At 68.5% G+C, this 22,218-nt stretch carries 18 protein-coding genes; 12 read left to right on the forward strand and 6 right to left on the reverse strand.

Annotation, left to right across the window (positions count from 1 at the left end; genetic code table 11):
- Window positions 1-60 precede the first annotated feature (60 nt).
- The 5 genes from ACUXVE_RS03020 to ACUXVE_RS03040 all read left to right on the forward strand — a co-directional run bounded on the left by ACUXVE_RS03020 (window position 61) and on the right by ACUXVE_RS03040 (window position 5,177).
- Window positions 61-270, forward strand: a complete 210-nt coding sequence (locus ACUXVE_RS03020) for a DUF1656 domain-containing protein (protein ID WP_025875651.1) — start codon at window positions 61-63, stop codon at window positions 268-270.
- On the forward strand, window positions 267-1,184 hold the full coding sequence (locus ACUXVE_RS03025) for an efflux RND transporter periplasmic adaptor subunit (RefSeq protein ID WP_025875649.1): 918 nt from the start codon (window positions 267-269) through the stop codon (window positions 1,182-1,184). Before ACUXVE_RS03020 ends, ACUXVE_RS03025 begins: the two co-directional genes overlap by 4 nt.
- Complete coding sequence (locus ACUXVE_RS03030) at window positions 1,181-2,641, forward strand: efflux transporter outer membrane subunit (protein WP_301910363.1); 1,461 nt, start codon at window positions 1,181-1,183, stop codon at window positions 2,639-2,641. Before ACUXVE_RS03025 ends, ACUXVE_RS03030 begins: the two co-directional genes overlap by 4 nt.
- Window positions 2,642-2,644: 3 nt before the next feature.
- Window positions 2,645-4,684, forward strand: a complete 2,040-nt coding sequence (locus ACUXVE_RS03035; protein ID WP_218788213.1) for an FUSC family protein — start codon at window positions 2,645-2,647, stop codon at window positions 4,682-4,684.
- A 94-nt stretch (window positions 4,685-4,778) separates the two neighbouring features.
- Window positions 4,779-5,177, forward strand: coding sequence for a hypothetical protein (locus ACUXVE_RS03040; RefSeq protein ID WP_032978532.1), 399 nt, complete (start codon window positions 4,779-4,781; stop codon window positions 5,175-5,177).
- 174 nt (window positions 5,178-5,351) lie between these two features.
- Here ACUXVE_RS03040 and recD read toward each other — a convergent pair whose 3' ends face one another.
- The 3 genes from recD to recC are packed head-to-tail and all read right to left on the reverse strand — an operon-like array spanning window position 5,352 to window position 14,241.
- Window positions 5,352-7,232, reverse strand: coding sequence for an exodeoxyribonuclease V subunit alpha (gene recD, locus ACUXVE_RS03045; protein WP_445513800.1), 1,881 nt, complete (start codon window positions 7,230-7,232; stop codon window positions 5,352-5,354).
- Entirely contained in the window at window positions 7,229-10,903 is a 3,675-nt protein-coding gene (gene recB / locus ACUXVE_RS03050; RefSeq protein WP_445513801.1) for an exodeoxyribonuclease V subunit beta, read from the reverse strand. Before recB ends, recD begins: the two co-directional genes overlap by 4 nt.
- Entirely contained in the window at window positions 10,900-14,241 is a 3,342-nt protein-coding gene (recC, locus tag ACUXVE_RS03055) for an exodeoxyribonuclease V subunit gamma (protein ID WP_445513802.1), read from the reverse strand. The genes recB and recC overlap by 4 nt, the downstream gene beginning before the upstream one ends.
- A gap of 194 nt (window positions 14,242-14,435) precedes the next feature.
- Between recC and ACUXVE_RS03060 the strand changes: the two genes are divergently transcribed.
- Genes ACUXVE_RS03060 through ACUXVE_RS03085 form a run of 6 tightly spaced genes read left to right on the forward strand, consistent with a single transcriptional unit; the run spans window position 14,436 to window position 18,519 of the window.
- Window positions 14,436-15,224 (forward strand): ABC transporter ATP-binding protein, encoded by a 789-nt coding sequence (locus ACUXVE_RS03060; protein ID WP_025875633.1) that lies wholly within the window; start codon window positions 14,436-14,438, stop codon window positions 15,222-15,224.
- Window positions 15,224-15,973: an MlaE family lipid ABC transporter permease subunit gene (locus tag ACUXVE_RS03065; protein WP_006404088.1), complete on the forward strand. Its 750-nt coding sequence runs from the start codon at window positions 15,224-15,226 to the stop codon at window positions 15,971-15,973. The genes ACUXVE_RS03060 and ACUXVE_RS03065 overlap by 1 nt, the downstream gene beginning before the upstream one ends.
- A gap of 58 nt (window positions 15,974-16,031) precedes the next feature.
- Window positions 16,032-16,556 (forward strand): outer membrane lipid asymmetry maintenance protein MlaD, encoded by a 525-nt coding sequence (gene mlaD / locus ACUXVE_RS03070; RefSeq protein ID WP_093820416.1) that lies wholly within the window; start codon window positions 16,032-16,034, stop codon window positions 16,554-16,556.
- Window positions 16,553-17,215, forward strand: a complete 663-nt coding sequence (locus tag ACUXVE_RS03075; protein WP_222388089.1) for an MlaC/ttg2D family ABC transporter substrate-binding protein — start codon at window positions 16,553-16,555, stop codon at window positions 17,213-17,215. Before mlaD ends, ACUXVE_RS03075 begins: the two co-directional genes overlap by 4 nt.
- A complete protein-coding gene (locus tag ACUXVE_RS03080) occupies window positions 17,205-17,516 on the forward strand; it encodes an STAS domain-containing protein (protein WP_093820414.1) in 312 nt (103 codons plus the stop codon). Before ACUXVE_RS03075 ends, ACUXVE_RS03080 begins: the two co-directional genes overlap by 11 nt.
- A 1-nt stretch (window position 17,517) precedes the next feature.
- Window positions 17,518-18,519, forward strand: coding sequence for an MlaA family lipoprotein (locus ACUXVE_RS03085; RefSeq protein ID WP_222388088.1), 1,002 nt, complete (start codon window positions 17,518-17,520; stop codon window positions 18,517-18,519).
- 87 nt (window positions 18,520-18,606) lie between these two features.
- Here ACUXVE_RS03085 and ACUXVE_RS03090 read toward each other — a convergent pair whose 3' ends face one another.
- The 3 genes from ACUXVE_RS03090 to rmuC all read right to left on the reverse strand — a co-directional run bounded on the left by ACUXVE_RS03090 (window position 18,607) and on the right by rmuC (window position 21,308).
- A complete protein-coding gene (locus tag ACUXVE_RS03090; protein WP_093820410.1) occupies window positions 18,607-19,152 on the reverse strand; it encodes a glutathione peroxidase in 546 nt (181 codons plus the stop codon).
- Between the two features lie 135 nt (window positions 19,153-19,287).
- Window positions 19,288-19,689: a hypothetical protein gene (locus ACUXVE_RS03095; protein WP_445513803.1), complete on the reverse strand. Its 402-nt coding sequence runs from the start codon at window positions 19,687-19,689 to the stop codon at window positions 19,288-19,290.
- 71 nt (window positions 19,690-19,760) lie between these two features.
- The gene (gene rmuC / locus ACUXVE_RS03100) at window positions 19,761-21,308 is read right to left on the reverse strand and encodes a DNA recombination protein RmuC (protein WP_445513804.1); all 1,548 of its coding nucleotides are present in this window, start codon (window positions 21,306-21,308) and stop codon (window positions 19,761-19,763) included.
- Between the two features lie 45 nt (window positions 21,309-21,353).
- Here rmuC and ACUXVE_RS03105 point away from each other — a divergent pair, with 45 nt between their 5' ends.
- On the forward strand, window positions 21,354-21,959 hold the full coding sequence (locus ACUXVE_RS03105; protein ID WP_222388086.1) for a glutathione S-transferase family protein: 606 nt from the start codon (window positions 21,354-21,356) through the stop codon (window positions 21,957-21,959).
- Window positions 21,960-22,218: the final 259 nt, after the last annotated feature.

Consider the following 22,218-nt stretch of genomic DNA (forward strand, 5'->3'; position numbering starts at 1 on the left):
TTTGCCCGTTGCCGTTGTCCTGTTCCACCTCCCCTTCCCCTACCGTCCCCGCCCCTACCGATGCCCGGTGAATTCAGTCTCCACGGAGTGTTCGTCCCGACCCTGCTCGGGTTGATGGTGTTGGCCTACCTGGTCAACAGCGGCCTGCACGCGCTGCTGCAGCGTGCCGGTGCCTATCGCCACGTATGGCACCCGGCGCTGTTCAACCTGGCCTTGTACGGGATCGTGCTGGGCCTGCTGTTCCACCTCCTGCGTTGGATGCAATCGTGAACAAGATCGTGAAGAAGACCCTGCCGGTGCTGCTTACCTGCGCAGCCGTGATCGTCGCCCTGCTGGTGCTGCGCCAGCTGTGGGTCTACTACATGGATGAGCCGTGGACGCGCGACGCCCACGTCGGCGCCGACGTGGTGCAGGTCGCGCCGGATGTGTCCGGCCTGGTCGAAACGGTGCAGGTAGCCGACAACCAGGCAGTGAAAAAGGGCGACCTGCTGTTCGTGATCGATCGCGCGCGCTACCGCATCGCGCTGGAGCAGAGCCGCGCCAGCCTGGCCGAACGCCAGGCATCGGTCGCGCAGCTGCGCCGTGAGATCGGACGCGACCGCAGCCTGCAGGATCTGGTCGCCGCCGAGGACGCCGAAGTGCGCCGGGCCAAGCTGCAGGCCGCACAGGCCGCATTGGCCACCGCACAGGCCGCGGTCGATCTGGCCGAACTCAACCTGGCCCGCACCGAAGTACGTGCACCGGCCAATGGCCGGGTCAACGACCGCACCATGCGCGTGGGCGACTACGTGGTGGCCGGCAAGCCGGTGCTTGCGCTGCTGGATACCGGTTCGTTCCGCATCGATGGCTACTTCGAGGAAACCCGCCTGCGCGGCGTGGCCCCGGGGCAGCGCGTGGACATCCGCCTGATGGGCGAAGACACCCCTCTGCACGGCCATGTCGAGAGCATCGCCGCCGGCATCGAGGATCGCTACCGCAGCAATGGCAGCACCCTGCTGCCGAACGTGACCCCGGCCTTCGACTGGGTGCGGCTGGCGCAGCGCATCCCGGTGCGCATCGCCATCGACGAGGTGCCTGCCGGCGTGGAGCTGATCGCCGGGCGCACCGCCACGGTGACCGTGGATACCGGCCGCCACGTGCAGAACAAGAAGGCCGGCGCTGCGCCGACACAGGCGGGCCTGTGAACGCCGCCCTGCCCCGCCTTGGCCTGATCGTCGCGCTGGCCAGCCTGGCTGCGTGCAGAACCGTCGGCCCGGATTACGCATTGCCCGAGGGCTCGGCGTTCAAGCGGCCGCAAGCGAATGCCGCGTTCATCGATACCCACAATCCCGAAGTGGCTGCCAACCAGGCACTGCCGGCACGCTGGTGGTCGCTGTACAACGACCCGGTGCTGGACGGGCTGATCACCCAGGCGCTGCGCGACAACGTCGAACTGAAGGCTGCCGACGCGCATCTGCGCCGCGCTGCTGCGGTGTACGAGCAGGCGATGGACGCCGGTGGCTTCGAGTACGAGGCCGAAGCCGGCGTCAGCCGCGCACAGTTGTCGGCCGAGTCGTTCCTGCAGGAGCACGAGCTGCCGGTGATCAACCTGGCCGACGGCAAGTTCGCGGTGAGCTACCAGTTCGACCTGTTCGGCAAGCTCAAGCGCGGTGCCGAAGCAGCCCGCGCCGACGAACAGGCGGTGGCCGCTGCACGTGACCTGGCCCAGGTGAGCGTGGTGGCCGAGGTGGCCGACAGCTACCTGGAGATCTGCCATGCCAACCATGAGCTGCATGTCGCCGAGCATTCCCTGCAGCTGCAGCAGCGCAGCCGTTCGGTCACCCAGCGGTTGATCAGCGCAGGCCGCGGCACGCCGCCGGAACTGGCGCGCGCCAATGCCCAGGTCGCGCTGCTGGAAGCCGCCTTGCCCCCGCTGCAGGCGCAGCGTTCGGCCGCCGCCTATTCGCTGGCGGCACTGCTTGGGCAGACCCCGGGCCAGCTGCCGGCCGGGGTGATCGACTGCGCGCACGCACCCACCCTCGCCCAGCCGCTGCCGGTCGGTGATGGCCGCGCGCTGCTGCAGCGCCGTCCCGACATCCGCCAGGCCGAACGCAAGCTGGCCTCGGCCACCGCGCGGATTGGTGTCGCCACTGCCGAGCTGTACCCGGACATCCGCCTGGGCGCTTCGGTCGGCGCCGCCGGCCTGCTGGAAGACTTCGGCCAGCCGATGACCCAGCAGTGGTCGTTCGGCCCGCTGATCTCATGGACGCTGCCGTCCTCGGGCACGCATGCACGCATCCACGCCGCCGAGGCTGGCGCCGATGCCGCGCTGGCCGAGTTCGACCATGCCGTGCTGCAGGCACTGCGCGAAACACAGACCGCACTGGACCGCTATGCGCAGGATCTGCGCCGCCTGCAGTCGTTGCGCGTGGCGCAGGAGCAGGCTGCGATGGCCGCAGAGCAGAACCGCCGGCTGTACCAGGGTGGCCGCACGCCGTACCTGTCCAGCCTGGATGCCGACCGCAGCCTGGCCAGCAGCGATGCCACCCTGGCCGCGGCCGAAGCCCAGGTCTCGCGCGACCAGATCCACCTGTTCCTGGTACTGGGCGGTGGCTGGCAGGACAGTGCCGCGTCTGCGGCTGCGCCGACGGCGGCGAGGTAAGCGATGAACGGGCTGACCGATCGCCAGGCCTGGCTGTTCTCGATCAAGACCTACCTAGCAGCGATCGTCGCGCTGTATATCGCCATGGCCGGCAACCTGTCGCGCCCGTACTGGGCGATGGGCACGGTGTACATCGTCAGCCAGCCGCTGCTGGGCCCGACCCGGGCCAAGGGCGTGTACCGCATCCTCGGCACCCTGGCCGCCGGCCTGGCCACCCTGCTGATGTTGCCCGCCCTGGTGGAAACGCCGCTGGTGCTGAGCGCAGCGATGTCGATCTGGCTGGCCGGCTGCCTGTTCCTGGCCCTGCTCAACCGTGGCCCACGTGGCTACGCGTTCCTGCTGGCCGGCTACACCACTGCATTCATCGGTTTCCCGGCGGTGACCTCGCCGGAGACCATCTTCGACACCGTGGTGGCGCGCAGCGAGGAGATCATCCTCGGTACGGTGGTAGCGGTGCTGTTCGCCTCGCTGCTGTTCCCGGCCTCGGTGCGGCCGATGCTCGGCGCGCGCATCGGCAACTGGATGGAGGACGCGGCGCAGTGGTGCCGGCAGATCCTCGAGCGCGGCCGCGCGCATGCCCCACGCAACCGGCTGGCCGCCGACCTGGTGCAGTTCGAGGCGCTGATCGAGTTCCTGCGCCGCGATGACCCACGCCATGCCGGCGCGGCTGTATCAATGGAGCGCCTGCGCGAACGCATGCTGTTGCTGCTGCCGGTGCTGTCATCGATCGCCGACCGCCTGAGTGCGCTGCGCAGCGATGGACAGACCCTGCCCGAGGGCCTGCCGACGCTGGTCGATGACATCCACGACTGGATCGACACGCCGTCCAGTGCCAGCGACTACGCGCGCCTGCGCGCACGCATCAGTGCGCTGAAGCCGCAGGTGGACCGCGATCTGCAGCACCTGCAGCTGGCCAGCCTGCTGCTGCGCCTGGAGGAGCTGGTGGACCTGTGGCAGGACTGCCGCACCCTGCAGCACGCGATCGACCAGGGCACCGCGCCGCTGGACCGTGCGCACTACCGCATCCGCACCGAACGCGCCGCCACCGACAAGCACGTCGACTACGGCATGGCACTGTTCTCCGCGCTCAGCGCCGGCGTGGCGCTGATGAGCTACTGCGTGCTGTGGATCGGCCTGGGCTGGGAGGGCGGTGGCAACGGCGCGATGATGGCCGCGGTGACCGCCGCGTTCTTCGCGGCACAGGACGACCCGGCGCCGAGCATGGTCTCGTTCCTGGTGTGGGCGATGGTGGCTTCGCTGGTGGCCGGCGTGTACCTGTTCGGCGTGTTCCCCGCCGTGCACGACTTCGGCCTGCTGGCGCTGGTGCTGGCGGTGGTGTTCCTGCCACTGGGCCTGCTGCTGCACCACCCGAAGAGCGCGCTGTTCGCGCTGCCGCTGACGGTCAACCTGGCCGCGCTGCTCAGCCTGCAGAACACCTACAGTGCCAACGTGCAGACCTTCGCCAACTCGTCGATCGCGATGTTCATCGGCATTGGCTTTGCGGTGGTGATGACCCGGCTGTTCCGCTCGGTGGGTGCCGAATGGACCGCGCGCCGGCTGGTACGGCAGGGCTGGACCACGCTGGCCGAGGCGGCCGAAGGCCGTGGCCAGCAGGATCGCCAGCGCTTCGCTGCGCGCATGCTGGATCTGCTCGGCCTGCTGGCACCGCGCCTGGCGGCGACCCCGGAAGGCAGCGACATCGCCTCGGTGGACATGCTCAACGAGGCGCGCATCGGCCTGAACATCCTGCAGCTGCGCCGCGCCCGCCTGGAGCTGCCGGAGCGCAGCCGTGAGGCGGTCGAGCACATCCTGGAGGAAGTGGCCGTGCACTATCGGCGGCAGATCGCCGCACGCAAGCCGATTGTGGCGGCCGAGGCGCTGCGCGAACGGCTGGACACCTCGTTGGGCCGGGTCGGCAGCGTGGCCGCCTGCAAGGCGCGCGACGAGGCGCTGATGGGCCTGGTCGGCCTGCGGTTTGCGCTGTTCCCGGAAGCGAAGGCGTTGGCGCCGGGACTGGCGGACACCGCAGCGCCGTCCGTCTGATGCGATCCACCGGGCATGGCCCGGCGCTACCATCGTCATCCGGTAGCGCCGGGCCATGCCCGGCGTCCTTACGCCACGGCAACAGGATGGTTCAATGAGTTACGACATGATGGTGTTCGAGGCCAGCGTCGCCCCGCGTGAAGCGGCGGCGTTCATCGCCTGGTTCGAGAAGCAGGCGCAGTGGGGCGAGAGCCACGAGTACGATGACCCGGCGGTCAGCAGCCCGGCGCTGCAGGCATGGTTCGCGGAGATGGCGCAGGAGTTTCCGCCGATGAACGGCCCGCTGAGCAATGACGATGATGATCGCGCCGAGGTGACCGAGTACAGCATCGGCCGCCATGTGATCTATGGCGCGTTCGCGTACTCGGTGGCCGAGCGCGCGCATGGGCGGGTGCAGGACCTGGCCGAGAAGCACGGCGTGGGGTTCTTCGATGTCAGTGCGGATGAAGCGGCGATCGTGTATCCGGATGGGTTGGTGTTGATGCCGGAATAGATTTGGCGGCAGGGCTGCGCCCTGCACCTGCCGATTCAACGGCAGCGGCAACGTCAAAAGCGGGCGATCCGTGGGAATGGCATGGCCTGCTTCTGGTGGGTGTCGACCTTGGTCGACACGGTGGATCCACGCCGTGCGTGGAAGAAGATGACCGACGTGATGGTAAGGGCGGCGTTAGAACAACGTGCCCTGCACGGTGGGTTCTTCGCAGCGCGCCGGTTCCTCGGTTACCTCTTCCGCACCCAGCCGCCACGCCAACCCACCAAGGCGGCTGGCGTGTCGTTTCAATGCCGCGTCCAGCACCTCGGCGCTGCCGGCCACCTGCAGGCGCTGGCGGGCGCGGGTCAGGCCGGTGTAGACCAGTTCGCGCGACAGCACGCGGCTGTCCTGCCTCGGCAGCTGCAACCACACTTCATCGAACTCCGAACCCTGCGCCTTGTGCACGGTCATCGCGAACGCGCTCTCGTGTGCGGGCAACGCTGCCGGGTGGAAGGCGCGCGGCTGGTCGGCGGTCTCGCCGGGGAACCAGGCCACCATCGCACCGCTGCCATCGCGCAGGCAGATGCCGATATCGCCGTTGAACAGGCGGTGGCGGTAGCTGTTTTCGGTGATCAGCAGCAGCCGGCCCTGGAAGTAGCCCGGAGTATTGCCAGCCAGCAGCTGTTCAATGCGGCTGTTGAGGCCACGCGCGCCCTGCGGGCCTTCGCGCAGTGCGGTCAACACGCGCAGGCGGCCGGCCTGCTGCAGTGCCTGCGCCGGGTCCACTGCGTCGGCCAGTGCGCGCCAGTGGTCGAGCAGATGCTCGCGCTGGCCGCGCAGCGGGTCCGCCTCGCCTTCATGGAAGCGGACGCCAGCCAGCCCGCCACTGCGCAGCAGGCGCAGGGCGGTACCACTGTCACCGCCACGCACGGCCTGCGCCAGCGGCGCCAGGTCCAGCGCATCACTCTGCCGGTAGCCACGCTGCAACTGCACGCGGCGGCCTGCGAACGCGCGCGGCGGTGCCTGCGGCTGCAGCGTCGCTGCTGCCAGCAGTCCATGCAGCGCCTGCGCATCGTCGGCACGGGTGCCGATGCCATCGCCGCTGGCGCGCAGGATGGCGCTGAGCACATCACCGGCTTCCACCGACGGCAACTGGTCGGGATCGCCGAGCAGGATGAGGCGGGTACCGCTGGCGATCGCGTCGACCAGCTTGGCCATCAGCGGCAGGTCGATCATCGACGCTTCGTCGACCACCACCACGTCCACCGGCAACGGGTTTTCGGCGTGATGGCGGAATCGCGGTGAATCGGGAATCACCCCGAGCAGGCGATGCAGGGTGGTGCCTGTGCTGGGCAGCGCGGTGCACAGCGCCGGGTCCAGCCCCTGCTCCTGCAGCCGCTGTACGGCCAGGCGCAGGCTTTCGGCCATGCGCTCGGCAGCGCGGCCGGTGGGTGCGGCCAACGCTACCTTCGGCACGGGCAGGCCCTGGTGCTGCGCCTGTGCCGCCAACAGCAGCAGCAGGCGGGCGATGGTGGTGGTCTTGCCGGTACCGGGACCACCGGTGACCAGGGCCAGCGGGTGGCGCAGGGTTACGCCAGCCGCACGGGCCTGGTGGTCCTCGCCCGTTGCGGCGTGCGGGAACAGACGCGCGAACAGGGGCGCCACGGCGGCCATGTCCGGTGCAGGCAGCGGATGGCGGCCGATGCGTTGCAGGCCGACAGCCAACTGCCGCTCGTATTCGCGGTAGCGGCGCAGGTACAGCAGACCGTTCTCCAGCACCAGCGGCGCTTCCGCGGCGGCGGCGCTGGCATCCATCGGGGTCGCCACCCAGGGCGAGGCCTGCAGCTGCGCCAGCCACTGCGCAGGTTCGGGCCATGCCGGAATGCCATCGATCACGCGCTGGGGCTGGCGCGGATCGAAGCCAGCGTGCCCCTGCGCCACGGCCAGCGAGGCCAGTGCGGAGGCCAGTGCCACGTCGTCCGGCGTGTCTTCGCGCAGGCGCTTGAGGCTGATGGCCAGGGCGTGGTCCAGGGTGCGCAGCTGGCCGCTGCGATGCAGATCGCGCAGCAGGTTCATGCGGTTTCTCCGCGCGCGCGCGCCGCCATCTCGGCCTGGGCTGCTTCGCCGCCCGCAAACAATGCATCCAGCGCATCCACCAGCTCAGGCGCGAAGCGCTGCACGTGCACGCCGTTGCCGGCGATATCCAGGCCCCGGCAGAACAGATAGCGGATACCGCCCATGTCGCGCGCGTAGTCGTATGCCGCGCCCAGGCGGAAGCGCAGCCAGCGATGCAGGGCCACGGTATAGATCAGCGCCTGCAGGTCGTACTCGCTGTGGCGCATGGCGATCTCCAGCAGGTCCGGGCTGTAGCCCGGCAGCCGGTTGGATTTGTAGTCCAGCACATACCAGCGGCCATCACGCACGTAGGTCAGATCGATCTTGCCGGTCATCAGGCCTTCCAGCCTTCTGCGCAGGCCGAAACCGCGCCGTGCGCTGGAGATGCCGTGCTCGTGCAGCAGCTGCAGCAGCACCGGTACTGCGGTCGGCTCGATGGCGAAGTGGAACTCGATTTCGGCCCGGCGCTCATGCTCGGGCACGCTGCACAGCGCACCGCCTTCGGGCAGCGGTACGGTGAGGGTGTGGCCGACCAGCGGCACCAGCACCGCCACGCCATCGTCCAGATCCTCGTCGGCATAGCCTTCGTCGTGCAGCGAGCGGCGCAGCACGTCGCCCTGTCCCTCCGGTGCCGGTTGCTGCGGCTGCCAGTGCGACCACAGTGCGAAGTCGACGTTCTCCAGTGCATCGTGCAGCACATTGCCGAAGCGGCTGCCCATGAAGCGCGGATCCGGCGGTGCTGTGTCTTCTGCGGCAGCGTCCGGCAACGCCGGTTCCAGCGGCAGCTCGGCACCGGCAGGTTCGTCGGCAGCCGGTGCCGGCAGTTCGGTGGCCGCCGCTTCGATATCGTCGCCGTTGCCAGCGTCGGCATGCGCCAGCTGGGTGAAGCTGTAGACCCACCAGTCATGTGGCACACGGCGGGTCAAGGCACGCACCGCAGGCAGCTCACCTTCGGTTTCGGCCAGCAGCTGCGGCAGGCGGCCCGGCGGCGCACTGTCATCCAGGTCTACGTCCGCGTGCGCTCGCAGCGCCTGCAGGTCGCCCAGCAACGGCGCCAGGCGGGTCTTCGCATGGCCTGCCAGATCGCCGGTGGCGATCCACAAGGCATGCTCGGCGCGGGTCAGGCCTACGTACAGCAGGCGCGCGTCTTCTGCACGCTGCTCGCGCTCGCGCTGGCTGCTGGCCGCGTCCCAGGCGTCGTCCCTGTCCAGCTTCCAATGCAGCTGGCGCTCCCCCTGCAGGTGCACGGTGCAGTGGGTGGCGGTGTTCGGCGCGCCGCCATCGATGCCCACGAACGGCAGGAACACCAGCGGGTATTCCAGGCCTTTGCTCTTGTGCAGGGTGATGATCTGCACCCGTCGGGCGTCGGACTCCAGCCGCAGCAGCTGCTGCTCGTCATCCTGGTCGGCGTTGGCCATCTGCCCCTGCAGCCAGTCCAGCAGGCCGTGCATGCCCAATGCCTGCGCGGAGGCTTCCTGCAGCAGTTCGCCCAGCTGCAGGTAGTTGGTCAGGCGCCGCTCGCCATCGATCAGCGCCAACAGGCGCTCGCCCTGCGCGGCGCAGACATCGGCCACCACCGCGAACGGGCCGCCACGCTGCCAGCGCTCGCGCCAATGCAGCAGCTGTGCCTGGAACCCGCGCTGCAGGTCCCCCTCACGCTCCATGCTGGCAATCGCACTTGCGCCCTGCCCCAGCAGCACCGTTGCCAATGCAGTACGCAATCGCCCTTCGTCGGCCGGTTGCAGCAACGCCAGCAGCAACGCACGCAGGTCACGGGCCTCGCTGGTGGCAAACAGGCTCTGCTTGCCGGCCGCCACCGCGGGAATGCCGACGGCGGCCAGCGCACGCTGCACCAGCGTGGCTTCGCGATGCGAGCGCACCAGCACGGCGATATCGCCGGGTTGCACCGGGCGCCCACGCAGCAACGCGGTGCCGGCACGCGCCTCCAGCAGGATCTGGTGGATCGCGGCCACGCAGGCCTGGGTCGCCGCGTCGCGCGACGCATCGGCGCCAAGGGCTTTTTCACCGTCGCTGCGCAGCAGGCGCAGGGTCAGCGCCGGTGCGGCCCGGCCATCGCGCAGGTAGTCCTCATCGACACGCACGCCACCGGGCCGCACCGGCTCGAACTGGATGTCGCGTTCGAGGAAGGCATCTTCGCCAGCGTTGTCGTACAGCGCCTGCAGCGCGCGCAGCACGGCCGGGCGCGAGCGGAAGTTCTGGTCCAGCGCCGGTGCCTGCTCGGCCACCTGCTTGGCTTTCAGGTAGGTATGGATGTCGCCGCCGCGGAAGCCATAGATGGCCTGTTTGGGGTCACCGATCAGGAACAGCGCCGGCTGCAGCCCCAGTTCGTCCACCTCCGGCGAGGCACCGAACACGGTATGGAAGATGCCCCACTGGCGGTCATCGGTATCCTGGAATTCATCGACCAGGGCGATGCGGTATTGCGCCCGCAGCTGCTTGACCAGGGCCAGCCGCTGCGGGCCTTCCAGCGCGCGGGCGACGCCGTCGATCAGATCGTCGTAGGTCTGCACGCGGCGCACGCGCTTCAGCGCCGACAGGCGCTGGGTGGCTTCCCCGCGCAGGGCGTGCAGGAAGTTCAGTGCCGTGGCACGCAGCCATTGTTCGCGCTGGGCCAGCAGTGCCACGTAGCGCTCAAGCGGTGCCTGCAGCGGCGAGGACGGTGTGCGGTCGGCGAACTTCTTGTTGGTCTTGGCCACCAGCGCATCGGGCAGCAGCGCCGGCAAACGGTCGCTGGACAGCAGTTCGGCTGCATCGCCGCGCTCGGCCCAGCCCAACAGCTGCCGGCCCAGCGGGTGCAGCCAGCCCAGCTTGTAGGAAACGCCGTTGATCCACTTGTTGTCGACCGCTTCGCACAGGTCCAGGAAGAAGCGCTCACCATGCTCGCGCACGGCCATCGACAGTTCCGCCGCCGCACCCTGCAGCGCGGGGCGCGGATCGTCCACGGCCAGCGGCTGCAGTGGCGGATGCAGCGGTGGCGATGCCAGCAGCGCGCGCAGGTCAGCCGCCAGCGCATCCGGGTGGGACCACAACCAGGTCAGCGGTTCCAGCGTTGCCGGGTCGTTGGCATGCACCCGCCACAGATCGGCCGCCAGTTCTTCCAGCAGCTCGCGATCGCTGGCCAGCAGCTCGGGCGGGTCGAAGGTATGCCCGCTTTCGAGCGCATGTTCGCGCAGCACGCGGGTGCAGAAGCCGTGGATGGTGAAGATCGCAGCCAGGTCGATCTCGTCGGCGGCTACCTGCAGGCGCCGCTTCAATGCTTTTGCGGTTTCCGTGCCGTCCTGCAGATGACGTTGCAGCACCTGCCGGGTCAGCAGCGCATCGGGGGTTTCATCGTCGCCGGGCGACAGATCGACCAGGCGCGCAGCCAGGGCCAGGCGCTCGCGGATGCGCTTGCGCAGTTCCTGGGTGGCGGCGTCAGTGAAGGTCACCGCCAGGATCTGGCCGATACGCAGGCCCTGCTCGACCACCAGACGGGTGAACAGCGTGGCCAGGGTGAAGGTCTTGCCGGTGCCGGCACTGGCTTCGATCAGTCGCGTGCCGTGCAGCGGCAACGCCAGGTAAGGGTCGGGGAAATGCGTGTTGATGGGAGCGCCCTCGGCACCGCTGCTCATGCGTGGCCCGCCTGTGGATCATTGCCGAAGCTGCGCCCTTCGCGCACGGCGCTGAAGACCACCTGGCTGTTGCGCAGCAGGTCGGCGTAACTGGCGTCGTCGGCGAACGGATCGGCGCCACGCAGCAGCAGCTGCCAGGCATCACTGTTGGCTTCACCCCAGCTGCGGTCGCTGCCATGCCATTGTTTCCAGCCTTCGCTGCGCTGCTTTTCCACCGGCGCGTTGAACAGCACCCAGCCGGTATAGGGCGCAAAGCGCAGTGGTTCGCGCAGCCCACGCTGGCGCAGCTGCAGCAGCGCGCGCAATGCCGCGCGTGCTGCGGGCACGGTCAAGGCAGGCAATGCATGCGGACCGGGGCCGGCATCACCGCCGTCGTAGAACTGCACCAGCGGCAAGGCATCGCCGGCGGCGTTGGCCAGCAGCCAGTCCAGCCCCTGGCGGATCACCGCGTTGCCGTTGAGGGCGCCGGCGCGCAGGCGCACCAGGCCCTCGGGATGGCGATCACCGACCCGGCCATGCAGGCGCACGCCGTCGATCTCCACTTCATAGCGGCGGCTCTCCAGCGGCGTGCCTTGCAACCAGCCCAGCATGGCCGTGGCATACGGTCGGGTCTTGAGCCGCTCCACTTCAAACTGGCGCTCGCCGAAGATGCCCGACGGCAGCAGCCCGCGTGCGCGCAGCCGCGGGTACAGCGGCTCGCTGTCACCGGCCAGGGTGGCCTGCACCACGGCCAGCTGCACACTGCGCTTCTCCGGCCCACGCGAGGACAGCACCAGCGGCTCCAGGTCGTCGACGTCCTCGACGTCGTCGGCCAGGCGCAGGCCCAGCGACTGTGCGAGGAACTGCCCGGCCGGATCACACACGAAACGACGCAGGCTCTCCAGCGAGACCTCTTCTTCCACCGCGTCGTCCACCGGCGGCGGCAGTGCGGTGTCGAACCACGGCTGCAGGCCGCCGCGCTGCCCGCCCAGTCGCCCGGCGGCCGGGTGCCACTGCCGGCGGTAGCTGAAGCGGCGTGGATCGCCGTCACCGAAGGCGGCCGGCGAGAACGGCTGCAGCGCGTGGCGCACGGTGAAGTCCCGCGTGGCGGTCGACGGATCGAGGTGATAGGCCGCGGCGGCATCGATCAGTTCGCTGACCAGCACCGAGGGTTCGCGCACGCTGCCATCGCGCGGGTCCGCGCCGAGGTAGCTGAGGTAGAACACGTCCTGCGCAGCAGCAAACAGCTGCAGGAACAGGAAACGATCGTCTTCGCGGGTGGAGCGGTCGCCGGGACGGCGGCGCGGCGTATCCAGTTCGGCGGTGAGCTGGTTGAGGCCGGCGGCCGGGTCGCGACGCGGGAAATCACCATCGTTGAGGCCGAGCACGCAGATCACCCGGAACGGCAGCAGGCGCATCGGCACCATGCGGCCGAAGCTGATGCCACCGGTCAGCAACGGCGCGCGCGTATCGGCCTCGGCAAGCGCACCGGCGAAGTGCGCACGCACCACCTCCGGTGGCACGCCATCGGCGAACCCGGCCTTGTACGCATCCTCGGCGAACTGGTTGAGCAGCTTGCGCAGGCGCTCCAGCGCGCGCTGGCTGTTGGGCGAGCTGGGTGGTGTCGGCAGCAGGGCATCGAGCAGCGACAGCAGGCGCTGCCGCCACTGTGCCGGGGTCAACAACTCGCCCAGCCGGCGCTGGTAGACGGCCAGCACGCGCAGCAGGCGCAGCAGCCGGTCCAGCGCATCCAGCGCCCCGCCTTCCAGTTCGATCCAGGGCGCCACACCGGCCAGGTCCACCTCGCTGCCGGTGGCGTGGCCCAGCAGCAGGCGATCCAGCGCGAACTGCCAGGTGTAGGCGTCATCGCTGGGGGCCTGCAGCTGGTCGCGATGCTGGGCATCCAGGCCCCAGCGTGCGCCTGCCTGCTGCAGCCAGCCATGCAGTCGGTCGAAGTCCACCGCTTCCAGGCCGGCGGCCTCGGCCAGGGGTGCACTGGCCAGCAGATCCAGTACCTCGTTCAGGCCGAAGCGCGAAATCGGCAGGCCAAGCAGGTGCACGAACACATCGGCCAGCGGCTCACCGGCCAATGGACTGCTGTCGGCCAGCGCGTAGGGAATGTGTTCGTCCTCGCCCCCCCGTCCGCCGAACACCGCTTCCAGATAGGGCACATACGGATCGATGTCCGGCGCCAGCACGGCGATCTCGCGCGCCTGCAACGGCGGGTCGAAGCGCGGGTCCTGCAGCAGGCTGCGCAGCTGGTCGTGCAGCACCTGCAGCTCGCGCAGGCGGGTATGGCAGGCGTGCACCTGCAGGCTCGGGTCGTCGCTGCGCAGGCCATCGCGCAGTTCACCGGACGGCAAGGCACGACGGTGGAACAGGTCGCGCTGCAGGCGATGCAGCAGGCTGTCGGACAGCCCGCCCTGGTCCATCGTCGGCCGCGTGTCTTGCTCCGGATCGGAATAGGCCGCGATCTCGCCGGCCGGATGCACCACTTCATAGCTACCCAGCACCGCCATGAAATCGCGGCCGGCCGCACCCCACGCTTCCAGCAGGCGGTTCTCGCCGGCGGCCTCGCCGAACGGGTCCGGCGCACCGCTGCGCAGGCGCTCTGCCAGGGTCTGCAGGTCGCCCCAGTAGGACTGCACCGGCGTGGGCAGATAGAAATGCAGTTCGCCCACCCGCGACTGGGTGGCCATCACCCGCAGTACATCGGGCGAGATGTTGAGGGTGGCGAACGCCGACATCCGCGGCGGCAGGCCCTGCGGCAGCGGATGGCCGGCGCCTTCGAAGCGGTCCAGGTACGCCTGGATGCGGCGCGCGCGGTAACCATGGCCGGCGGCGATGCTGCGCCACAGGATGGCCTGCGGATCGGCCGCGTCGGCGCCGGCTTCCCAGCGCAGCAGCCAGTCGCGGCGCCAGGCCTGGTACTTCTCGAACACCGAGGCCAGTTCGCCGGCCAGCGCCCAGGGTTTGAGCGCGTCGCCCCCGGCAAGATAGGACTGCAGCGCGCGCATCGGTGGCTGCGCCAGCAGCTGCGGATCGCGCAAGGCCTGGTACAGGCGCCAATGCAGGGCGGCCGCGTCCAGGTCGTCGGCTTCGCCCTCGACATTGGCGTTCAACGCACGGGCGACGAACTCACCGGGGGTCAGGAATTCCAGGTTGGCGGCCACGCCATACTCGGCGGCCAGTGTCGCCTGCAGCCAGCGCCGCATCGCCACCTGCGGGATCAGCACCACCTCCGGCGCCAGCAGCGGCTGTCCCGGCACCGGCACGCGCACGTTGCGCGCCAGCAGGGCAGCCAGCACGTCCAGCGAATTGGAATGGTAGAGGCGGAAGTCGCTGCCCGGGTCACTCATCGTGCACAGTGTGCAGCACACCCGCCCGTATTCAATCCCGGGGTACGGTGATCGCGACGGATTGTTCCGGTCGTTTTCGGCATTGTCCCGGTCTGGCGACGGTCCGACCGTGCAACAATACTGCACCGTCCAGTCTGCTTATGTTCAGCAGTCTGACCCGATGCTTCAATGTCGAAAAAACGTTAAGGGTGCCCATGTCGGCTTCCACTCCCAGTCTGGTGCAGTTGTCCAACGTCCGCATCGACCGGAGCGGGCGCACGATCCTGCGCGACGTTTCGCTGCAGGTGCCCAAGGGCAGCATCACCGCGGTGCTCGGTCCGTCCGGCAGCGGCAAGTCGACCCTGCTGGCGGCGCTGACCGGCGAACTGCGTCCGGTTGCAGGCGACGTCACCCTGTTCGGCAAGCCCATCCCGCAGCGTACCGCCGAGCTTCTGGAGATGCGCAAGAGCGTCGGCGTACTGCTGCAGGGCAATGGCCTGCTGACCGACCTGACCGTGGCCGAGAACGTCGCCCTGCCGTTGCGCACCCACACCCGCCTGCCGGCACCGGTGCTGCGCCGGCTGGTGCAGATGAAGCTGCATTCGGTCGGCCTGCTGGCCGCCGCCGATGCCTGGCCGCGTGAGCTGTCCGGTGGCATGGCCCGGCGCGTGGCACTGGCCCGCGCGTTGGCCCTGGACCCGCCGCTGATGATCTACGACGAGCCGCTGACCGGGCTGGACCCGATCGCCTCGGGGGTGATCATGAGCCTGATCCAGCGCCTCAACCACAGCCTTGGCCTGACCAGTATCATCGTCAGCCACCACGTGCACGAGACCCTGCCGATCTGCGACCAGGTAATCGCGATCGCCAATGGCGGCATCGTGTTCCAGGGCACGCCGGAGGCGCTGCAGACCAGCCAGGACCCGCTGCTGCAGCAGTTCCTGCATGGCCAGCCCGATGGTCCCATCCCGTTTGATGCCGCACCGCGCGCGAGGGTTGCCTGATGCCGTTCGTGCAAGCCACCCGCTCGCTGGGTCGTGCCGGCCTGTTCTCGCTGACCGTGCTGCGCGGTTCGCTGCCGACCCGTGATTTCCTGGCCGAGCTGACCCGCGAGATCTACAAGATCGGTGCGCGTTCGCTGCCGATCATCGCCGTGGGCGGCGCCTTCGTCGGCCTGGTGCTGACCCTGCAGGGCTACCGCACGCTGACCACCTTCGGTGCGGCCGACGCGCTGTCCACCCTGCTCGGCCTGTCGCTGTACCGCGAACTGGCACCGGTGCTGACCGCGTTGCTGTTCATCGGCCGCGCCGGCAGTTCGATCGCCGCCGAGCTGGGCCTGATGCGCGCCACCGACCAGATCAAGGCGCTGGAACTGATGGCCATCGATCCGGTGGCCAAGGCCGTGGCGCCGCGCTTCTGGGCGGCGGTACTGACCGTGCCGCTGCTGACCGGCATCTTCTGTTCGCTGGCGATCAGTGCCAGCTACTTCGAAGCCGTGCACGTGCTGGGCCTGGACAACGGCGTGTTCTGGTCGGCGCTGCGTGGCAGCGTGGACTTCTGGGATGACTTCGGCGTTGCGATGCTGAAGTCGGCGATCTTCGGTGGTACCGCGGCCCTGGTGGCCGCCTATGTCGGTTTCCACGCCGAACCGACCATCGAAGGCACGTCCGTCGCCACCACCCGTGCGGTGGTCAACGCCTCGCTGCTGGTGCTGATGTTCAACTTCGTACTGTCGGCAATGTTGTTCACCTAACCCCTCCATCGGCGGTGCGCATCGGCGCGCGGCCACCACGACTGATCAGGTAATCCACATGGCCATCCGCGGTCCCAGACTCGAATTCTCCGTCGGCGCCTTCCTGCTGCTGGCCCTGGCCTCGCTGATGGTGCTGGCCGTGGCCTCGACCAACCAGCGCTGGAGCTGGGGTGGCGAAGGCTATGAACTCAAGGCACGCTTCTCCCAGGTCGGCCAGCTGCGCAAGCAGGCGCCGGTGAAGATCGGTGGTGTCACCGTCGGCCAGGTCGCAGCGATCGATCTGGACCCGGTGAAGTTCGAATCGATCGTGACCCTGCGCATGGACAGCAAGGTCAAGGATCTGCCGGCCGATACCTCGGCGGGCATCTTCACCAGTGGTTTGCTCGGCGAGAGCTATATCGGTCTGCAGCCCGGCGGCGATCCGGACGTGCTCAAGCCCGGCGAGGAGATCGTGTTCACCCAACCGGCCGTGGACCTGATCCAGCTGGTCGGCAAATACATGTTCAGTGGCGGCGCCGGTGGCGGCGCTGCCCAGAAGCCCAACGATGGCGCGCAGGCGCCTGCAACGGAACCGCAACCATGAAGATGAAACTGATCCCGGCCCTGCTCGCCTCGTCGCTGCTGCTGGCCACCCCGTTCCTGGCCCAGGCACAGGCTGCCGCCCCCGCTGCTGCCGCCCCCCAGGGCCAGGCCGGCAAGGTGGTGATCGACGCCAGCACGCGCATCCTCACCACCCTGCAGCAGCGCCGCGCCGAGTTCAGCGGCAACCCGACCAGCCTGCGCAGCTATATTGACAGCGAGCTCAACCGCACCTTCGACCGCGACTATGCCGCGCGCCTGGTGCTGGGCACGCACGCCCGCGGCGCTGCGGACGCTGACATCAAGCTGTTTGCCAATGCGATGGCCGACAACCTGATGCAGCGCTACGGCTCGACCCTGCTCAACATCCAGGGCAAGCCGAGCTTCCGCCTGAAGGGCGAAAGCCCGCTGCCGGGCAACCGCGGCGTGCGCGTGAGCACCGAGCTGGTGCGTGCCGGCAGCGAGCCGACGCCGGTCGAGTACTGGATGCGCAACGAAGGCGGCCAGTGGAAGATCTTCGACGTGAACATCGAAGGCATCTCCTACGTGCAGACCTTCCGCAACCAGTTCGATGCCCCGCTGCGACAGAAGGGCATCAAGCAGGTGGCCGCCGAACTGCGCAGCGGCAGCATGCAGGCTGGGCCGGCCGGCAATGGCAAATAAGGCGCTGGCGCTGCTGGAAGGTGACACCCTGCGCCTGCGCGGGGTGCTCGACCGTGCAGCGGTGATCGCGCTGTGGCCGCAACTGCAGGCCCTGCCGGCGCAGCTGTCGCGGCTGGAACTGGCGGAGGTCGAGCGCGTGGACAGCGCCGGCCTGGCGCTGTTGGCCGAGCTGGCCGCGCGCGCGCGCCAAGGCGGCCATCCGCTGAAAATCGCCGGCGCCCCCGCCGGCTACAACGAGCTGAGCGCGGCCTACCGGCTGTCGCCCGACCTGGACTTCAACGCTACTTCTGCTGCGAGCTGACATGAACGTCGTGCGCGTTTTCCCTCTGATCCTCCTGGCCGCCGCGCTCAGCGCCTGTGCCGGCAAGCCGGCGCGCAGCGACGCGCCGACCGCCGACACCGTGGTGCCGGCGACGAACACCACCACGGTCGACAACGCTGCTGGTGCGGATGCGCCTGCTGCGAGCGTCGCAGCCGACGCCCCGGCAGCGCAGGCAACCGCGCCGGCACCGGCTACCGCCTCGCAGGGTGCAACCGGCAGTGAGGCCACCGCCGCCGCACCGGGCGGCGATGACGACTTCGACGCGCTGTACGGCGCCAATGGCAGCACCACCAGCACCACCGCGTACGACCCGTGGGAACCGTTCAACCGCAAGGTGCACGGGTTCAACAACGCCGTCGACCGCGGTATCGCCCGTCCGCTGGCAACCGCCTATACCCACGTGGTGCCGCGCTTTGCCCGTACCGGCGTGAGCAACTTCTTCAGCAACCTGCGTGCGCCGCTGACCATCACCAACCAGCTGCTGCAGGGCCGCCCGGCCGACGCCTGGGACAGCCTGGGCCGGTTCCTGATGAACAGCACGCTGGGCATCGGTGGCCTGTTCGATCCGGCCAGCAAGGCGATGGTGCCCCGTCGCAACGAGGACTTCGGGCAGACCCTGGGGGCCTGGGGCTGGCGTCGTTCGCGCTACGTGGAACTGCCGTTCTTCGGCCCGCGTACCGTGCGTGATGTGTTCGGCCTGGCCGGTGACATCCCGCTGTCACCGATCCGCCGCATCGAAAGCGACAAATACCGTATCGGTCTGCAGGGCCTGCAGCTGGTCGATACCCGCGCGCAGCTGCTGGCGATCGACGACCTGCGCGATACCGCGGTGGACGAATACGCCCTGGTCCGCGATGCCTGGATGCAGCGCCGCAACTACCAGATCGAGAACGACCTGCGTGGCAAGCGCGAGCGTGGCAGCGACGATGCGAACTCGCCGATCCCGGTCGATGCGATGCCGATGCCGCAGTGGACCAATTGACCGCTGCCGGCAACGCATGAAAAAACCCCGCCTCGGCGGGGTTTTTTGTTTTACCGGCAGGTGCCAACCTTGGTTGGCACGTCGTCTTCAGGCCGCCAGCGCCGCCTCGACCGCTTCGCGCAGGCGCGCGTCATCGGCAGCAACGTCCGGGGCGAAGCGGGCGATGACCTTGCCATCGCGGCCAACCAGGAACTTCTCGAAGTTCCACAGCACCGCCGGTGCCGGGTGGATCGGAATCTCCTTGCTGGCAAGGCGCTCGCGCAGCGGGCCTTCGCCGATCGCCTGCGGCTGCGCGGCGGTCAGCTGCTGGTACAGCGGGTGGGTATCTTCACCGGCCACGCTGATCTTGGCGAACATCGGGAAGCTCACATCGTAGGTCAGCTGGCAGAACTGCTGGATCTCCGCCTCGCTGCCCGGCTCCTGGCCGAGGAAGTTGTTGGCCGGGAAGCCCAGTACTTCCAGCCCCTGCGCGTGCTTTTCCGCATACAGCGCCTGCAGGCCTTCGTACTGCGGGGTCAGGCCGCACTTGGACGCCACGTTGACCAGCAGCAGCACCTTGCCCTGATAGTCGGCAAGAGAGGACGGCTGGCCGTCGATGGTGGTGAGGGGAATATCCTGGATCGAGGTGCTCACGCGGGGCTCCGGCTACAACGGGGAAAGGCCACCAGCATACCGCCGCACGCGACCGGTAGTGCCGGCCGCTGGCCGGCATCCTCATGAATCTTCGGGAACGGTCGTGCAGCTGCCGGCCAGCGGCCGGCACTACCCTCAGTCGACGCAGATCGTGCCCTGCGCCTTGCCACCGTCGATACGCTGGCGGCACCCGAAGTTCTCGCTGACATCACGCTGGCAGGTGCCAGTTGCCACCGCGCCTGCGGTCACTTCGGCGGACGCCAGGCACTGGCCGCTGCAGTCGCTCTTGCTGCTGCAGGACTTGCCGGCGTCGGCATAGGGAATCACGCACTGCACCCGTTGCAGGCGACCCAACGGCTGCAGGGTACCGCCCGCCGCGCGGCAGTCCACATCGCGCGCCTCTTCATAGGCTGCAGCAGCTTCAGGGCTGTCGGCCGCCGTGGCTACCGTGCCTGCGTCTTCACTGGCCGGTGGGGTGCTACTGCAGGCGGCAAGCAGTACGCCCAGGGCAAGGCTGGCAAAGAGATGGAAACGCATGGCGGTACCTGATCGAGGTGGGCGCCGGCCAGCATACGCACAGCGCCATGCATGCGGCGTGTCAGCCCCGCTCAGGCCTCTTCGCCCTCATTGCCTTCTTCGCTCCCCTCCTCGGGCAGCAGGCTGTCGGGAAGCAACTGCCGACTCTGTTCGGCCGGCAGCGACTCTACGTCCCGCAGCTTCCGGGCAATGGCACGCGTGCGTACCCCCGTCTGGTCAATCTGCTTGCTGGCCTGGTCGAGCTTGGTCTTCACGCTGTCGAGCACGCTACCGAATTTACCGAACTCGGTTTTGACGGCGCCCAGCAATGTCCACACTTCACTGGACCGCTGTTCGATGGCCAACGTACGGAAGCCCATCTGCAGGCTGTTGAGCAACGCGGTGACGGTGGTCGGCCCGGCCACCACCACCCGGTGCTCGCGCTGCAGCAGGTCGACCAGGCCCGGGCGCCGGATCACTTCGGCATACAGTCCTTCGGTCGGCACGAACATCACCGCGAAATCGGTGGTGTGCGGAGGCACGATGTACTTTTCGCAGATCGACTTGGCCTGCACGCGGATCGCGCGTTCCAGCTGGATGCCCTGCAGGCGCACGCCCTCGACATCGCCCTGTTCCTGCGCATCGAGCAGGCGCTCATAGTCTTCGCGCGGGAACTTGGAATCGATCGGCAGCCAGACCGGCGTGTCGTCGCCGCGACGGCCCGGCAGGCGCACGGCGATGTCGACCATCTCGTTGCCGTCAGGACGTACCTTCACACCGCGTGCATACTGTTCCTGGGTAAGAGTCTGCTCGAGGATGTTCTCCAGCTGTACTTCGCCCCAGCTGCCGCGGTTCTTGACGTTGGTCAGTACCCGCTTCAGATCGCCCACGCCGGTCGCCAACTGCTGCATTTCACCCAGCCCGCGCTGCACCTGCTCCAGCCGTTCGGACACCAGCTTGAACGAATTGCCCAGCCGTGTTTCCAGCGTGGACTGCAGCTTCTCGTCGACGGTGTGGCGCATCTGCTCGAGCTTCTGCGCGTTGTCGGCCTGCAGCGCGCGCAGCTGTTCTTCCAGGGTGGCGCGCATTTCCGAGATGCGCTGTTCGTTGCGCTGGGTCAGTTCCTGCAGGCGCAGGCCCAGGCTCTCGGTCAGGCGCTGTTGCGACTGCGCACCCTCTTCGCGGCCCTTGCGGGCATCCTCTACCAGAGCCTGTCGGAGCGCACCGAACTGGGTGTCGGTACGCGCGGTCAGTTCCTGCAGCTGCTGACCGAAGGCATGGATACGTGCCTCCTGCTGCTGGCCGAATACATCCAACTGCACGCGCAGTTCCTGCAGGCGTTCGCCCAGTGAGGCGGCACTGCGCTGCTGGCTGTCGGCCGCCTCGGCGCGGGCCTTGCGTGCGTCTTCGCTCAGCGCTTCACGCAGCAGGTCCAGGCGCTGGTCGGTGCGGGTGGACAGATCGGTCAGCGCGCGCGCGAACCCATCAAGCTGCTCGCGCAACTCGCTGCGCCCGGCACGTGCTTCATCACGCACGGCCTGTTCCAGCCGGTCGTGGGGCGGGCGGCGCAGCAGCGCCACCAGTTGCAGGATCAGCACGACCAGCAGCAGGCCGGCGACAAGGAGGAATTCGGTTTGCATGTGGCAAGTGTAGGCTGGCCCAGTCTCACGTGCTGAAACGAACCCATGTTTGTACTGTACGGAAAGCCCACCTCGATCAACGTGCGCAAAGTGCTTTGGCTGTGCGCCGAACTCGATCTGCCGTTCTCACATGATCCGGCACCTGCGCCGGAGCGCTTGGCTGCGCTGAATCCGAACCGACAGGTACCGGTGCTGCGCGACGGCGACTTCCTGCTGTGGGAGTCCAACAGCATCTGCCGCTACCTGGCCACCCGCCAAGGACGAGTCGATCTGCTGCCGTGCGCTGCACAGGCCCGTGCCTTGGTCGAACAATGGATGGACTGGCAGGCCAGCGACCTCAACAGCGCCTGGCGCCACGTGTTCATGGCCCGCGTGCGCCAGCACCCCGACTTCGCGGACGACGCACGCGCCGAGGCAAGCGTGGAGCAATGGAACCGCCTGATGACCGTGCTCGACCACCAGCTTGCCGCCAGCAATGCCTACGTGGCGGGCACCGGCTTCAGCCTGGCCGACATTGTCCTCGGCCTGTCGACACAGCGCTGGCGCAGCACCCCCGGCAACAAACCTGTGCTGCCCCACATAGACGCCTGGTTCGAACGCCTGCGCCCCCGGCCCGGCTTCGCCGAGCATGTAGACAACGGCGTGGCGTAGCACGCTTGCTTGGCTTCATCCACGCATGGCGTGGAGCTACTGTGTCGACCAAGGTCGACACCTACCAACAGCGGCGGGAAACCGTCGAAGGCGGGGCGGTGTGGGTTGGCAGGACCGTTGGCGCCATGGGCCCGAGGCATGCCTCGGGCGGGTTGGGCAGGACGCCCAACCCCGGTCTTGCCGTGCGCGCAGGACAGCGCACACGAGCAAGGCGCCATCGAGCCCCCAAGGACGGGTTTACGGCGTGTCCTGCCTGCCC

The sequence above is a fragment of the Stenotrophomonas sp. 3(2025) genome (assembly GCF_052665395.1).

What these genes read in the sequence shown, in the direction of transcription:
- ACUXVE_RS03020 (WP_025875651.1), top strand. Translation starts at nt 61, where the DNA reads ATGCCCGGTGAATTCAGTCTCCACGGAGTGTTCGTCCCGACCCTGCTC.
- ACUXVE_RS03035 (WP_218788213.1), top strand. Translation starts at nt 2,645, where the DNA reads ATGAACGGGCTGACCGATCGCCAGGCCTGGCTGTTCTCGATCAAGACC.
- ACUXVE_RS03040 (WP_032978532.1), top strand. Translation starts at nt 4,779, where the DNA reads ATGAGTTACGACATGATGGTGTTCGAGGCCAGCGTCGCCCCGCGTGAA.
- recD (WP_445513800.1), bottom strand. Translation starts at nt 7,232, where the DNA reads ATGAACCTGCTGCGCGATCTGCATCGCAGCGGCCAGCTGCGCACCCTG.
- recB (WP_445513801.1), bottom strand. Translation starts at nt 10,903, where the DNA reads ATGAGCAGCGGTGCCGAGGGCGCTCCCATCAACACGCATTTCCCCGAC.
- recC (WP_445513802.1), bottom strand. Translation starts at nt 14,241, where the DNA reads ATGAGTGACCCGGGCAGCGACTTCCGCCTCTACCATTCCAATTCGCTG.
- ACUXVE_RS03060 (WP_025875633.1), top strand. Translation starts at nt 14,436, where the DNA reads ATGTCGGCTTCCACTCCCAGTCTGGTGCAGTTGTCCAACGTCCGCATC.
- ACUXVE_RS03065 (WP_006404088.1), top strand. Translation starts at nt 15,224, where the DNA reads ATGCCGTTCGTGCAAGCCACCCGCTCGCTGGGTCGTGCCGGCCTGTTC.
- mlaD (WP_093820416.1), top strand. Translation starts at nt 16,032, where the DNA reads ATGGCCATCCGCGGTCCCAGACTCGAATTCTCCGTCGGCGCCTTCCTG.
- ACUXVE_RS03075 (WP_222388089.1), top strand. Translation starts at nt 16,553, where the DNA reads ATGAAGATGAAACTGATCCCGGCCCTGCTCGCCTCGTCGCTGCTGCTG.
- ACUXVE_RS03080 (WP_093820414.1), top strand. Translation starts at nt 17,205, where the DNA reads ATGGCAAATAAGGCGCTGGCGCTGCTGGAAGGTGACACCCTGCGCCTG.
- ACUXVE_RS03085 (WP_222388088.1), top strand. Translation starts at nt 17,518, where the DNA reads ATGAACGTCGTGCGCGTTTTCCCTCTGATCCTCCTGGCCGCCGCGCTC.
- ACUXVE_RS03095 (WP_445513803.1), bottom strand. Translation starts at nt 19,689, where the DNA reads ATGCGTTTCCATCTCTTTGCCAGCCTTGCCCTGGGCGTACTGCTTGCC.
- rmuC (WP_445513804.1), bottom strand. Translation starts at nt 21,308, where the DNA reads ATGCAAACCGAATTCCTCCTTGTCGCCGGCCTGCTGCTGGTCGTGCTG.
- ACUXVE_RS03105 (WP_222388086.1), top strand. Translation starts at nt 21,354, where the DNA reads ATGTTTGTACTGTACGGAAAGCCCACCTCGATCAACGTGCGCAAAGTG.